Raw genomic sequence first — 12,157 nt, 5'->3', positions numbered from 1 at the left:
CTGACGATGTGCGCCACTGCGTCGATGCACGCGTTTAGCGCGGCAGGTTCTTGGCCCAATACGCTTCGATCTGCGTCACCAGGCTGTCCGGCAGCGGCACATAGTCCAGCTGCTTGGCCTGGGCATCGCCCTTGCTGTAGACCCAGCGGAAGAACTCCAGCGTGTTCTTGAGGCCAGCGGCGTTCTTGGGCTTCTTCTGCACCAGGATGAAGTTGGTGGCAGTGATCGGCCAGGCGTTGTCGCCTGCGGCATTGGTCATCACCAGGTAGAAGTCCTTGCTATTGCCCCAGTCGGCGCTGTTGGCCGCGGCGGCAAACGTTTCATCGGACGGCTGCACGAACTTGCCGGCAGCGTTCTTCATCGCGGTGTAGGACATCTTGTTCTGCAGCGCATACGACAGCTCGACGTAGCCGATGCCGCCCTTGATCTGCTTCACATAGGCAGCCACGCCTTCGTTGCCCTTGCCGCCGATGCCGCTCGGCCACTGCACGGCGGTGCCTTCGCCCACCTTGCTCTTCCAGTCCGGGTTGACCTTGGACAGATAGTTGGTGAAGTTGAAGCTGGTGCCCGAGCCATCGGAGCGATGCACCACGGTGATCTTGCCTTCGGGGAGCTTCACGCCCGGGTTGAGCGCGGCAATGGCCGGGTCGTTCCAGGTGCTGATCTTGCCCAGGAAGATGTCGCCCAGGGTCTTGCCGTCGAGCTTGAGCGCGCCCGGTGCGATACCGGCCACGTTGATCACCGGCACCACGCCGCCGATCACCGACGGAAACTGCGCCAGGCCGGCAGCGGCCAGTTCTTCCGGCTTCAGCGGGGCGTCGGAGGAACCGAAGTCCACACTGGCCGCCTTGATCTGGGCAATGCCGCCGCCCGAGCCGATCGATTGATAGTTGACCTGCTTCTTGGTGGCGGCGTTGTAGTCGGCCGACCATTTGGACATCACAGGGTAGATAAAGGACGCACCGGCGCCGGTGACATCGGCAGCCTGGGCGCACAGTGCCAGCGAGGCGGCGAGCACGCCGACGGCCAGACGGGTCTTGAAGGAGTGGGTCACGGAACAGCTCCAGAGAGGGTAGGGATCACGACGTCCCGCAGTCGCGCCATTGCAGGGCAGCGGCATGACCGTGAGGTGTCGAAGAGATGACAGAAAGAAGATGGCGTTATCCAACGCACGCCGGGGAATGCCGGGTCACGTTGAGGTGCACTTGGCCACCGCATCCGCTCAAGCGCGTGCACGGTGGCCAACGGTGCGGACACTTACCAATAGAACTGCGCGCGTGCTTCGATGATCGACGGGTTGTCGTCGACCAGACCACGCGTGGCGCTGCTGTAACGGGTGCTTTCCACCTTCGCGTAGTCGAGTGCGAACTTGAAGTTGGAGCGCCAATACCAGTTGGCACCGATGGTCCACACGTTCATTTTGCCGCCCAGCACGCCGTCCACGAACGGAGTGTTGCCGTTGGCGATCAGGTGGCCATCGTTGAGGTCCAGCGTGTCGTAGCGCGCGGCCAGCTGCCACATGCCCGATGCCGGCTCGTTCGGCAGCGGGGTGGTCGGCACGCCGGCCTTGTAGCCCCAGGTTTCGCCAGTGATGTTCCACACGCCGCTGACATACCAACCGTCGCTCTTGTAATCCTGCGCGTTGTTGCCGATACGCTTGGCGGTCTCCTGGAAATATTCGCTCTGCAGCTTGAACGGCCCGGTGACCCACATCGCTTCGGCACCGGCCACGCCCACGCGATCCACATTGGTGATGGCGCCGCTGTCGATCAGACGGATGGTGGTGAGGTCGGCGTCCGGACGTGCGCGCAGACGCAGGGTGTCGTCGTCGGTGTCGTAACCCAGGTAGCTCAGACCGAAATGCAGCACGTTGCCGCTTTCGTTGATCGGCGCCCAGGTGCCACGCGCGCCGTAGCCGCTGCCATGGGCCTGGTTGCGGGTCAGTTCGCGGCCGAATGCGCTGGCAGTCACGCTCCAGTTGTTGTCGCCCATGCCGTACGCCACGCCCAGCCGGCGCGAGATGCCGTAGGTATTGGTCACCGACGCCTTGGACACGAAGTCGTTGTTCTTGGTGCTGGACAGTTCTTCCAGGCTGTTGGGCTGCTTGAACTGACCGATCTGCAGGTAGTTATTGGCGTTGCCGCCAAACTTGTACTTGACGTTGTTGTCCAGAAAACGCCCGGTGCTGCGGATGGTGGTACCGCGGATGGTCACTTCCTTCAGCACGCTCGGGTCGTACCCGGCTACCCATTCGAAGTTGCCCGGGCCCTTGCCTTTGAGTACCAGCTCGGCGCGACGGATGCTGAATTCGGAATTGTCGCCATTGGCACCGATCGGACCATTGAGGTCCTGCACATCGTTGTGGAACCAGTTGCCGTCGGCCTGGACCAGGCCTTCCAGCGAGACTTCGGAACCGCCGATCACATCGATGGCGATTTCGGCATGCGCGGCCGGTGCGGCAAGTGCCAGGAGTAGTGCTGCGCCAAGCAGGGTGGGAGCGAGTTTCATAGATGCCTTGCGACCTGAGAAAGTGGGCGCAGGCTATGGCGTGAAAGTTGCGTTAATGTGACAAAAACACTGAAACGTAATAAATGATTTTTGCCAATAAAGACAGGGATTTACGATGGTTTGTACTGTGTCATCGTGTGTCAAAAATCTGAACGTGCTCGCCATGTGACAGTGCACTGCATCACACTGGGCTGGCAGCACTAGAGGCTGCCTGATCAGACGACCTGAACCGGAACCCTTACCAACTGAACATATATGTCAGGTTGTGCAACGCACCACTTGCGCAGGCAGGTTCTAAATTGTTAGTTTCGAGGCCATGTTTCCTCGATTCCTCCAACTGCTGTTGGTCTGCCTGCTCGCGCTCACCGCGTGGTCGGCAGCCAATGCACACACGCGCATCTACGATGCGTTGGTGGGCGACGGCGTTGCGGTGATGGTGGAAGCTGGCGAAGAACGCGATGCAGCAGAAGATCCGCAGGACGATGGCGATACACAAAGCCAAGTCGACACACAGCCTGCAGACGATATCCCCTTGCTCTCCCAAGCTTGGCCGATGCTGGCGCGGTATTCCCCTTCTTGGCACGCGCATCATGCGCCGGCAAATCAAAAACGCGACCTGATCCCGCAACTGCGTCCTCCAAACGCGCTGCTTGGCTGATCCCCGCTGTCGCTGTACCCGGTGCACTGCGCGCCGGATTTCTTATTGATTTGTTTGTCTTTGCAATTCGCGGTTTGCGCCGCGGACGGCTATTCGTTGCCTAGAGGAATCTCCCATGGAAAGTTTGCTAGAAGGTTTTCGTCATTTCCGTAAAGAAGTGTATCCGCGCCAGAGTGCGCGCTTTCAGGAACTGGCCGGCGGCCAAAGCCCGCATACGTTGTTCATCACTTGTGCCGACTCGCGCGTTATGCCGGAGCTGATCTTCTCCGCGCAGCCCGGTGAATTGTTCGTCTATCGCAACATCGGCAACGTGGTGCCGCCTTACTCCCAGCACGTCAGCGGCGTGGTTGCGGCGATCGAGTACGCCATCGCCGTTTTAGGCGTGCGTCACATCGTGATCTGCGGTCATACCGACTGCGGCGCGATGAAGGCAGTGCTCAAGCCGGAATCGCTGGAAGATGTTCCGTCCGTGGCGGCGTGGCTCAAGCACACCGATGCGGCACGTCACGTCACCGCGCATCACGGCCACGATCCGCATAGCCAGGACGCGTTGACCTGCATGACCGAAGAGAACGTGGTCTCGCAGCTCGATCACCTGCGCACGCAGCCGGTGGTTGCAGCCCGTCTGGCGGCTGGCACCTTGCGGATCCATGGCTGGATCTACGATATCGCCCACGGGGAGATCCGCGCCTTCGATGCCGAGAAGGGCGGCTTCCGCCCGTTGCTGGCCGAAAGCACTCCAGAAGCCACTCCGCGTCCGCGACTGCAGCAAGTCGTCCGCGCTGAACTCGTCTGACGGAGTCGATCATGAACACATCAGGTATCGGCGGATATTTCCGTCAGGGACTGTTCGGGCGTGATTTGTTGTCGTCTGTCGTGGTCTTTCTTGTTGCGCTGCCGTTGTGCATGGGTATTGCGATCGCGTCCGGCATGCCTCCGGCCACAGGTCTGATCACCGGCATCATCGGCGGGCTGGTCGTTGGCTTTCTGGCAGGCTCTCCTTTGCAGGTGAGCGGTCCGGCCGCCGGCCTGGCTGTGTTGGTGTTCGAACTGGTGCGTGAGCACGGCGTTGCCGCGCTTGGGCCGGTGATCCTGGTGGCCGGTGCGATTCAGCTGGTTGCCGGTCTGTGCCGCGCGGGTGTGTGGTTCCGCATGACATCGCCGGCCGTGGTGGCCGGCATGTTGTCGGGCATCGGCATCTTGATCGTGGCATCGCAGGCGCATGTGTTGATGGATGCCGCGCCCAAGGCGCGTGGTCTGGAAAACTTCGCTGCATTGCCTGCCGTGTTGTGGCAGGCGATCAGTGCAGGCACCGGCCGCACCGCATTGTTCGTGGGTCTGGCGACGATCGGCATCATCCTGGCCTGGGACAAGCTGCGTCCGACGCGTCTGCGCTTCCTGCCGGGTGCGTTGATCGCGGTGGTGGCAGTGACTGCGACGGCGCAGTTGCAGGGGCTGGACGTCAATCGTGTCGACGTTCCGACCAACCTGTTCTCGGCGATCACCATCCCCAGCTTCTCCGACATCTTTGGCGTGTTCAACCACACCTTGCTGGTATCGGCGGTGACCTTTGCCTTTATCGCCAGCGCCGAAACGTTGCTGTCGGCGGCGGCGGTAGATCGCATGCACCAAGGCGCACGGACGCAGTACGACCGTGAGCTGGCGGCGCAGGGCGTTGGCAATATGCTGTGCGGCTTCCTGGGCGCATTGCCGATGACTGGCGTGATCGTGCGTAGTGCGGCCAATGTCCAGGCCGGTGCGGCCACGCGGACCTCGACCATCCTGCATGGCGGTTGGTTGCTGGTCTTCGCAATGCTGTTGCCGTGGTTGCTGCGGATGACGCCGGTGGCATGTCTGGCCGGCATCCTGGTCTATACGGGCGTGAAGATGATCAAGATCGGGCAGGTCAAGGAGTTGGCGACCTACGGTCGTGGAACTGCGGCCATCTACCTGGCGACCACCTTCGCGATCGTGGCGACCGACCTGCTGACCGGCGTGTTGATCGGCTTCGGCCTGTCGCTGTTCCGTCTGGCCCTGCATTCGTCGCGTCTGAAGGTCGAGGTGCGCGAGCACGCCGACAAGAAGGACGAAATGCATCTGACCCTGCAGGGGTCGGCAACGTTCCTGAAAGTGCCGGCAATGGCGCGGACGCTGGAAAGCGTGCCGCCGAACACCGCGCTGCATCTGGACGTGGCCAAGCTGCATCACGTCGACCATGCCTGCATCGAGTTGCTGCGTGATTGGAGCCGGAATGCGGCTTCGCGCGGATGCGAGCTGGTAGTGGATTGGAAGGAGCTGGACCGCCGCGTCGAAGGTCAGCCGACCGTTGAAAGAACGTTGGTGGGCGAACCGCGCAAAGCGGCATAAGTCAGTGACAAACGCCCGGCGTTCGCGCCGGGTGACATCTGTCGTGACCGGATGATGCATGGCGCCGAAAGACGCATCATCCGGTCGCGATTTTTTTTGACGGTGAATCGGCAATCGGGAATCGGCAATCGGCAATTCGCAATTGGCAATTGGCAATTGGCAATTGGAAATGGCAAGCGCAACGGCTTGCGTGCTGACGGCACCAGAGAGCGAACGCGGATCTGCGTGTCCCTGTTTTGGATGTGATGGCTGAGCTAAAGCATGTCAGCCATGTTGTCTTGAAGCGGCTCACCAGACGTGGCGAGAGTCTCGGGGGATGTGGGTGGCGCGCTCAGGACCGGAATGTATGAGTCGTACAGCCGCAGCCGCACCGAGCGCTGGCAGCGCCCGCTGGTGGTGAGCGCAGTCGTTCTTCAGCTGCGCTTGGACCGGGTCAGCGCGTCGAAGCTGGGGGCCGTTCGGCTGGCGCCGCGGTCTTGTCGCGGTAGCGGCACAGGTCATGAATCACGCAGCCCGGGCAATCGGGTTTGCGGGCCTTGCACACGTAGCGTCCGTGCAGGATCAGCCAGTGGTGTGCGTCGTGCAGGAATTCTGCAGGGATGACCTTGACCAGTTTGTCTTCGACCGCGCGCACGTCCTTGCCCGGCGCAAGGCCAGTGCGGTTGGAGACGCGAAAGATATGCGTGTCCACGGCCATCGTCGGTTCGCCGAATGCGGTGTTGAGCACCACATTGGCGGTCTTGCGGCCGACGCCGGGTAGAGCTTCCAGCGCTGCACGATCGTGCGGCACCTCGCCGCCGTATTGCTCAAGCAGAATGCGGCAGGTGGCGATGACGTTCTTGGCCTTGGCGTTGAACAGGCCGATGGTGGCGATGTAGCGCTTCAGTCCTTCTTCGCCAAGATCGAGAATGTCGCGTGGGGTATTGGCGACCGGATACAACTTGCGGGTGGCCTTGTTGACGCCGACATCGGTGGCCTGCGCGGAGAGCAACACTGCGATCAACAGCTCGAATGGCGTGGTGTATTCCAGCTCGGTGGTCGGGTGTGGATTGAGTTCGCGCAGACGCTCGAACATTTCCTGTATTTCAGGCTTGCGCATGCCGCTGCTGCGGCGCGCTGGCGGTGCAGGGCGTGCAGCGTTCAAGACGGCGTTCCTCCCGCTGCCTTGGCTTTGGCACGCGCAAGGATCGCCGCGGCCAACGGCGGCAACGCGGCCGCTGCCGGCTGGCTGGGTGCCGGTGCGGGCGTACGCCGCGCGTCACGTTCGGCGGCGCGGCGTTGCAGCCGAGCGGCACGTGCGCGATAGCGTTCGCGTGCGGCCCACGCAGCGCGCAGGCGCTGTTGTGCGGCGAGCAGGGCCGCCACGACCGGTGCATCCGCTGCATCGAGGTGCGGGTCGGGCTGGTAGTCCATCAGGCCCAGTTGCAGCGCACGATCGAGATCGTCCGCTTGCACGCAGTCGAACAAGCGCATGGCCAGTGCGCGCGGTGCCGGTAGGGTGGCGTGCGGCATCACGGTGCTCAGCGGTTGTGGAACTGTGCGGGGCGCTTGTCGAGGAACGCGCGGGTGCCTTCGCGCATGTCCTCGCTGGCGAACAGCAGCGCAAATTGTGCGGTTTCCAGCTGCAGGCCTTCTTCGATGCCGCATTCGCCGCCGAACACGACCGCATCCAGAATGCCGCGCAATGCCAGCGGCGCGGCGCTCGCCAGGCGTTGGGCCAGGGTCTGGGTTTCTTCCTGCAAGGCGTCGGGCTCGACCACGCGATTGACCAGGCCCAGTTGCAGTGCGCGCGCTGCATCGATCGGCATGCCGAGTAGGCACAGTTCCAGTGCTGCGGCACGGCCGGTCAGGCGCAACAGGCGCTGGGTGCCACCGAAGCCGGGAATCAGGCCGAGATTGATTTCTGGCTGCCCCAGCCGTGCGGTGGATGCGGCGATGCGCAGATGGCAGGCCATTGCCAGCTCCAGCCCGCCGCCGAGCGCAAATCCGTTGATCATGCCGATCACCGGTTTGGGCATGCGTTCGATCCGGCGCATCAAGCGCTGCCCGACCAGCGAAAATTCCCGGCCGTCCATCGCCGACAACGCGCTCATTTCGGCGATGTCCGCGCCGGCCACGAAGGATTTGGGCCCGGCGCCAGTGAGGACCACCACGCGCACGTCGTCGGCGCTTGCCGCGTCCACGAACGCCTGGTCCAGCGCCAGCATGGTGTCGCGGTTCAATGCGTTCAGTTTGTCCGGCCGATTGACCGTAATGGTCCGGACACTGGCGTGATCGGCGATCAGAATGACGTCATTGGACATGGCAAACCCTTGCGAACGTAAAAAAATAGTAAATACGGAACTTCCGAAAGCCTTGCTGGTCATAGCTTTCGTGATAAGTAGCGGTTCGGTATCGCGGCCGCTATCCTAGCGCGTCATCTCAGGCGGCAGACCCGTCCTGTGCCACCACCCTGGAGAATTGTTTGATGAAGTTGCGTTCTATCGCGGTCGCTGTGGCGGCCCTGGCCCTGACGGGCAATGCACTGGCCCAGGACACGACGTCCGAAAAGGGCAAGTTGAGCTATTACTTCGGTTACGACTACGGCAATAACCTTGCCGAACTCACCGGTCGCGGCGAGCAGCTCGACATCAACGCGGTGGTAAAGGGTCTGCAGGACGCCTATGCCAAGAAGCAGCCGGCGATCACTGCCGACCAGCTGAAGCCGGCGGTCGAAGCGTTCCAGAAGCGTGAGCAGGGCCGTGCCCAGCAGGCCAAGGCCGAGTACGACAAGGCCGCTGCTGCCAACAAGACCAAGAGCGAGCAGTTCCTGGCCAAGAACAAGGGCACCGCTGGCGTGCAGACGCTGCCGAGCGGCGTGCAGTACCGCGTGATCGAAGCGGGCAAGGGCGCCAAGCCGACCCAGGCCAGCACCGTGCAGCTGGAAGTGGCCGGTCCGTTCCCCTTCGGCGACCGTGAGAAGGCGCGTCCGGCGCAGCAGATCCCGGCCATCAAGGTCAGCGAAGTCGAAATGAAGGCCATGCGCGAGACCCTGCTGCAGATGCCGGCCGGCTCCAAGTGGGAAGTGACGTTGCCGTCGGATCAGGCCTATGGCGCCGACCCGCGTACGCCGTTCCCGCCGAACGTGGCGGTGCAGTTCGAGATCAAGCTGGTCAGCGTCAAGTAATTGCTTGTGCTGTTGCACTGACAACGCCGGCCGCCAGGCCGGCGTTGTCGTTTTGGCGTCCCAACCTTGCTGAAGAGAGCGATGAAACACCCACGCCGCGGCTGCGGAAACGCGCGATGAGCGACACCGATTCCAATCGCGGGGATCTGCCCAGCCCATGTATCGGTGTATGTTCGTTGGACGCGCAGTCGCACTGTGTCGGCTGCCTGCGCAGCCTGGATGAAATTGCACGGTGGATGAGCATGAGTGACGCCGAACGCCAGGAGTTGTTGCACACCGTGTTGCCCGCACGTGGGCTCATGGCCGCGCTGCCCGAGTACGCGCAGTTGCGCCGGGCGCTGTATTCGCTGGACACCGCACCCGACGGGCCGGGCTGGAACCATGCCGAACTGATCGATCTTAGCGAGGGCGGTGCGTCCGCCGAAGCGGCGGTGCTATGCGGCCTGGTGCCGCGCGAGCAGGGCACGATGGTGCTGCTGACCCGGCGCACCGACAGCCTGCGCCACCATGCCGGGCAGGTCAGCTTCCCGGGCGGGCGGATGGAGCCTGCCGATGCCGATGCGGCAGCGGCGGCCTTGCGCGAGAGCTGCGAGGAGATCGCGCTGGGTGCGCAGCAGGTGCACGCGCTGGGATATCTGGATCCGTTTTTGACCGTGAGCGGGTTTCGGGTCACGCCGGTGGTGGCGGTGATCGACCCCGCGTTCGTGGCGGTGCCGCAGCCGGAAGAGGTGGCCGAGGTCTTCGAAGTGCCGCTGGCCTATCTGATGGACCCGGACAATCTGCGCAGCGTGGAGCTGGAATTTCGCGGCCGCCAGCGGCGCGTGCTCGAATACGATTGGCCAGGGCAGCGCATCTGGGGCGCCACTGCGGCCATTCTCCTCAATCTTCGTCGTCGCCTGGAGCAGGTTGCATGAGTGCCGATCCGAACTGGACCACGCTGGTCGATAGCGCCACCCTGGCGGCGGCATTGCCGCACCCGCAGCTGCGGCTATTGGATGCGCGCGCCGCGCCGCCAACCGCGCCTGATCCGCAGGCGGCACGCAAGGCGTATGCGCAGGGACATCTGCCCGGCGCGCATTACGTCGATCTCGATCATGACCTGGCTGACCTGTCGCGTGCCGATCAAGGGCGGCATCCGTTGCCGCACAGCGCCGACTTTGCCAGGCGCCTGGGCGCGTGGGGCATCGATCCGCACAGCCAGGTGGTGGTCTACGACGCGGGCGATGGCAGCATGGCCGCCGCACGCGCGTGGTGGATGCTGCGGCTGATGGGGCATCGCCGCGTGGCGGTGCTGGATGGCGGGCTGGCTGCGTGGCGCGCCGCCGGCTTGGCCGAGACCACCGAGCTGCCAGCAGCGCACGATGGCGCCGCGTATCCCGGCAGTTTCGACGCCAATGCCGTAGTGGACGCCGAACAGATCCTGGCGCGGCTGGAGCAGGCCCCGGGTTGGCTGCTGGATGCGCGCGCAGGCGAGCGGTTTCGCGGTGAGGTGGAGCCGATCGATCCGATCGCCGGGCATGTGCCGGGTGCGGTGAGTCGTCCGCTGGGTCTGAGCCTCCGCGATGGCCGCTTTAAACCGGCCGATGAATTGCGTGCCGAGCTATCTGCATTGCTGGGCACGTACCGGCCCGAGCAGGCCGTGGTGATGTGCGGATCGGGCGTGACCGCCTGCCATCTGCTGTTGGCGTTGGAAGTGGCCGGCCTGTCCGGCGCGCGCGTCTATGCCGGTTCCTGGAGCGGCTGGTTGCAGGATCCGTCGCGTCCGGTCGCGACTGCTGCCTGATGCATGCACAATAGCCGCAGGAAGGGTGGTCTGTGGGGACGCAGGCTCACTGCGCGGAGCGCAGTTTCTTGCAGTGGTGGGTGGATGCATGCGGTTGCAGTTGCAGGTGGGCGCCTTGTGCGTCGCGGTGATGGCGATGGTTGCGTGTTCGGCTGAGTCTGGCGGTGCCGGCGCTGTGCGCGCGGCCAATCGTTCGAATGCCGATAAGCAGCAGGTGTATCAGGTCGCGCTGGAACGTGTTCGCGCGCAACGGCTGGCACACGTGCGTGCGCCCGATGGCTGGCTGAGCTATACCGCCTCCGGTCGCGTGCGTGCAGGTCGGTATCAGGTCGGCAGCGATCCGCACAGCGATGTCGTGTTGCCTGCCGGCCCTGCACAGCTGGGCCAGCTCAGCCTGGATGCCGAGGGCCACGTGCGCTTCAAGGCGGCTGCCGGTGCGGCGGTGAGCTTGAACGGACAGGCTGTCGATGACGTCAGCCTGGAGCCGGAGCGGGCTGAGCGGCGTGGCGACCGGCTCGATGTGGACAACCGGCAGTTCTATCTGGTGCAGACCGGCACATTGTTTGGCTGGCGTTTTCGCGACCCGGCAGCGCCGGCGTTGACCGCATTTCAGGGCTTCGAGTATTTCCCGATCGACCCGCAATGGCGGGTCGATGCACGCTGGCAGCCGTATGCCGTACCGCGGAGGGTGACTTTGCTGACCTCGATCGGCACGCCATTGACGGCGGAGGTTCCGGGCGAGGCGGTGTTTACCCGCGATGGTCGGGAATACCATCTGCAGCCGCTCGCGCAGGACGATGGCAGCGGTCTGTTTTTTCTGTTCACCGATCGCACCAGTGGCAAGGAAAGTTATGGCGGCGCGCGCTATCTGTTCACCGCGATGCCGCGCGATGGCCGTGTGCTGCTCGATTTCAATCTCGCCGAAAATCCGCCCTGCGCGTTCACCCCGCATGTGGTCTGCCCGATCGCGCCGCCGGAAAATCGGCTGACGGTGGCGGTGAATGCGGGCGAAAAAACCTATCGCCCCGTGGACCCCTGATCGCACGGGCTCTGCGGTCGCTGACGACGCGTGTCCCGTGCGCTCAACGCAATGCGTGGGCCCAGCCGACCGCCGCTTCGATACGGGGCCATGGAAACAACGGGCCGGGGTCGAGCTTGCGCTGGATCTTGCGTGCCGAATCGTCGCTGGCCGCTTCCTGGGTGGTGTCCAGTTCCTGATGACCGGCGATGCGGCGCACCGATGGCAGCTGCTGCTGCAGCCATTGCAGCAAGGTGATTAGCGTGGCGATCTGCACGTCCGGATACGCTTCGCGCATCGCTTGATGGCGCGAGTCGAGCCAGTGCGGATAGCGGCCGCTGTTGACCAGCTCGATGCCCAAGGTATGCGGATTGTGGCCGCGCACGTGATGCGCGACGCGGTCCAGCGCCACGTACTGCTGGATGCTGCCGTTGCGATCGATGTAGTAATGCCCGCTGTTGCCGGTGCCGCTGTCGTAGAGCACGCGCTCGCCGTAGTCGCGCGCCATGGCCATGTCGGGCAATTCGGTGCAGTGGATGACCACCATGTCGATGTGCTCGAGCCGGCGGCGTGCCAGTCGCGATTCGTAAGACAACGGCGCGTAGGTGATCGGTGGCGACGGCAGGACGGCATCGGACATGAAGCGAATGCTAGCAT

13 protein-coding genes are annotated in these 12,157 nt (G+C 63.6%); 7 read left to right on the top strand and 6 right to left on the bottom strand.

The features are described 5' to 3' along the window. Positions 1-34: 34 nt before the first annotated feature. Entirely contained in the window at positions 35-1,054 is a 1,020-nt protein-coding gene (gene pstS, locus ABQZ00_RS12005) for a phosphate ABC transporter substrate-binding protein PstS (protein ID WP_323538231.1), read from the bottom strand. A 203-nt stretch (positions 1,055-1,257) separates the two neighbouring features. Next, positions 1,258-2,508, bottom strand: a complete 1,251-nt coding sequence (locus tag ABQZ00_RS12000; protein ID WP_323538232.1) for an OprO/OprP family phosphate-selective porin — start codon at positions 2,506-2,508, stop codon at positions 1,258-1,260. 337 nt (positions 2,509-2,845) lie between these two features. Here ABQZ00_RS12000 and ABQZ00_RS11995 point away from each other — a divergent pair, with 337 nt between their 5' ends. From ABQZ00_RS11995 to ABQZ00_RS11985, 3 genes are all read left to right on the top strand, one after another. Continuing rightward, positions 2,846-3,166 carry a hypothetical protein gene (locus ABQZ00_RS11995; protein WP_193552544.1) on the top strand — a complete coding sequence of 107 codons (321 nt, stop codon included), beginning with the start codon at positions 2,846-2,848 and terminating at the stop codon, positions 3,164-3,166. Positions 3,167-3,281: 115 nt separating this feature from the next. Continuing rightward, positions 3,282-3,962, top strand: a complete 681-nt coding sequence (locus ABQZ00_RS11990; RefSeq protein ID WP_055844743.1) for a carbonic anhydrase — start codon at positions 3,282-3,284, stop codon at positions 3,960-3,962. Between the two features lie 11 nt (positions 3,963-3,973). Beyond that, a complete protein-coding gene (locus tag ABQZ00_RS11985; protein WP_055844740.1) occupies positions 3,974-5,533 on the top strand; it encodes a SulP family inorganic anion transporter in 1,560 nt (519 codons plus the stop codon). Positions 5,534-5,966: 433 nt separating this feature from the next. Here ABQZ00_RS11985 and nth read toward each other — a convergent pair whose 3' ends face one another. From nth to ABQZ00_RS11970, 3 genes are read right to left on the bottom strand one after another with little or no spacing between them, the layout of a single operon-like run. Further along, entirely contained in the window at positions 5,967-6,632 is a 666-nt protein-coding gene (nth, locus tag ABQZ00_RS11980; protein WP_115528249.1) for an endonuclease III, read from the bottom strand. Between the two features lie 41 nt (positions 6,633-6,673). After that, the gene (locus ABQZ00_RS11975; protein WP_115527519.1) at positions 6,674-7,045 is read right to left on the bottom strand and encodes a hypothetical protein; all 372 of its coding nucleotides are present in this window, start codon (positions 7,043-7,045) and stop codon (positions 6,674-6,676) included. Between the two features lie 8 nt (positions 7,046-7,053). Further along, positions 7,054-7,836: an enoyl-CoA hydratase/isomerase family protein gene (locus tag ABQZ00_RS11970; RefSeq protein WP_115561772.1), complete on the bottom strand. Its 783-nt coding sequence runs from the start codon at positions 7,834-7,836 to the stop codon at positions 7,054-7,056. 164 nt (positions 7,837-8,000) lie between these two features. Here ABQZ00_RS11970 and ABQZ00_RS11965 point away from each other — a divergent pair, with 164 nt between their 5' ends. The 4 genes from ABQZ00_RS11965 to ABQZ00_RS11950 all read left to right on the top strand — a co-directional run bounded on the left by ABQZ00_RS11965 (position 8,001) and on the right by ABQZ00_RS11950 (position 11,521). Then, the gene (locus tag ABQZ00_RS11965; RefSeq protein WP_046964641.1) at positions 8,001-8,699 is read left to right on the top strand and encodes an FKBP-type peptidyl-prolyl cis-trans isomerase; all 699 of its coding nucleotides are present in this window, start codon (positions 8,001-8,003) and stop codon (positions 8,697-8,699) included. A 116-nt stretch (positions 8,700-8,815) separates the two neighbouring features. Continuing rightward, positions 8,816-9,613, top strand: coding sequence for a CoA pyrophosphatase (locus ABQZ00_RS11960; protein ID WP_055844732.1), 798 nt, complete (start codon positions 8,816-8,818; stop codon positions 9,611-9,613). After that, complete coding sequence (locus ABQZ00_RS11955) at positions 9,610-10,482, top strand: sulfurtransferase (RefSeq protein WP_055844729.1); 873 nt, start codon at positions 9,610-9,612, stop codon at positions 10,480-10,482. The genes ABQZ00_RS11960 and ABQZ00_RS11955 overlap by 4 nt, the downstream gene beginning before the upstream one ends. Positions 10,483-10,570: 88 nt before the next feature. Further along, positions 10,571-11,521, top strand: coding sequence for a DUF1684 domain-containing protein (locus tag ABQZ00_RS11950; protein ID WP_323538233.1), 951 nt, complete (start codon positions 10,571-10,573; stop codon positions 11,519-11,521). A gap of 43 nt (positions 11,522-11,564) precedes the next feature. Here ABQZ00_RS11950 and ABQZ00_RS11945 read toward each other — a convergent pair whose 3' ends face one another. Continuing rightward, entirely contained in the window at positions 11,565-12,140 is a 576-nt protein-coding gene (locus ABQZ00_RS11945) for an N-acetylmuramoyl-L-alanine amidase (RefSeq protein ID WP_323538234.1), read from the bottom strand. Positions 12,141-12,157: the final 17 nt, after the last annotated feature.

Source organism: Xanthomonas sp. WHRI 10204, assembly GCF_040202875.1.
GTDB lineage: Bacteria > Pseudomonadota > Gammaproteobacteria > Xanthomonadales > Xanthomonadaceae > Xanthomonas.
The sequence above is the reverse complement of the archived record's forward strand: the minus strand, read 5'-3'. Positions and strand labels throughout refer to the sequence as shown.

Bases quoted from the DNA above. Each gene is read 5' to 3' on its own strand.
- ABQZ00_RS12000 (WP_323538232.1), bottom strand. From the start codon at position 2,508: ATGAAACTCGCTCCCACCCTGCTTGGCGCAGCACTACTCCTGGCACTT.
- ABQZ00_RS11990 (WP_055844743.1), top strand. From the start codon at position 3,282: ATGGAAAGTTTGCTAGAAGGTTTTCGTCATTTCCGTAAAGAAGTGTAT.
- ABQZ00_RS11985 (WP_055844740.1), top strand. From the start codon at position 3,974: ATGAACACATCAGGTATCGGCGGATATTTCCGTCAGGGACTGTTCGGG.
- nth (WP_115528249.1), bottom strand. From the start codon at position 6,632: ATGCGCAAGCCTGAAATACAGGAAATGTTCGAGCGTCTGCGCGAACTC.
- ABQZ00_RS11975 (WP_115527519.1), bottom strand. From the start codon at position 7,045: ATGCCGCACGCCACCCTACCGGCACCGCGCGCACTGGCCATGCGCTTG.
- ABQZ00_RS11970 (WP_115561772.1), bottom strand. From the start codon at position 7,836: ATGTCCAATGACGTCATTCTGATCGCCGATCACGCCAGTGTCCGGACC.
- ABQZ00_RS11965 (WP_046964641.1), top strand. From the start codon at position 8,001: ATGAAGTTGCGTTCTATCGCGGTCGCTGTGGCGGCCCTGGCCCTGACG.
- ABQZ00_RS11960 (WP_055844732.1), top strand. From the start codon at position 8,816: ATGAGCGACACCGATTCCAATCGCGGGGATCTGCCCAGCCCATGTATC.
- ABQZ00_RS11955 (WP_055844729.1), top strand. From the start codon at position 9,610: ATGAGTGCCGATCCGAACTGGACCACGCTGGTCGATAGCGCCACCCTG.
- ABQZ00_RS11950 (WP_323538233.1), top strand. From the start codon at position 10,571: ATGCGGTTGCAGTTGCAGGTGGGCGCCTTGTGCGTCGCGGTGATGGCG.
- ABQZ00_RS11945 (WP_323538234.1), bottom strand. From the start codon at position 12,140: ATGTCCGATGCCGTCCTGCCGTCGCCACCGATCACCTACGCGCCGTTG.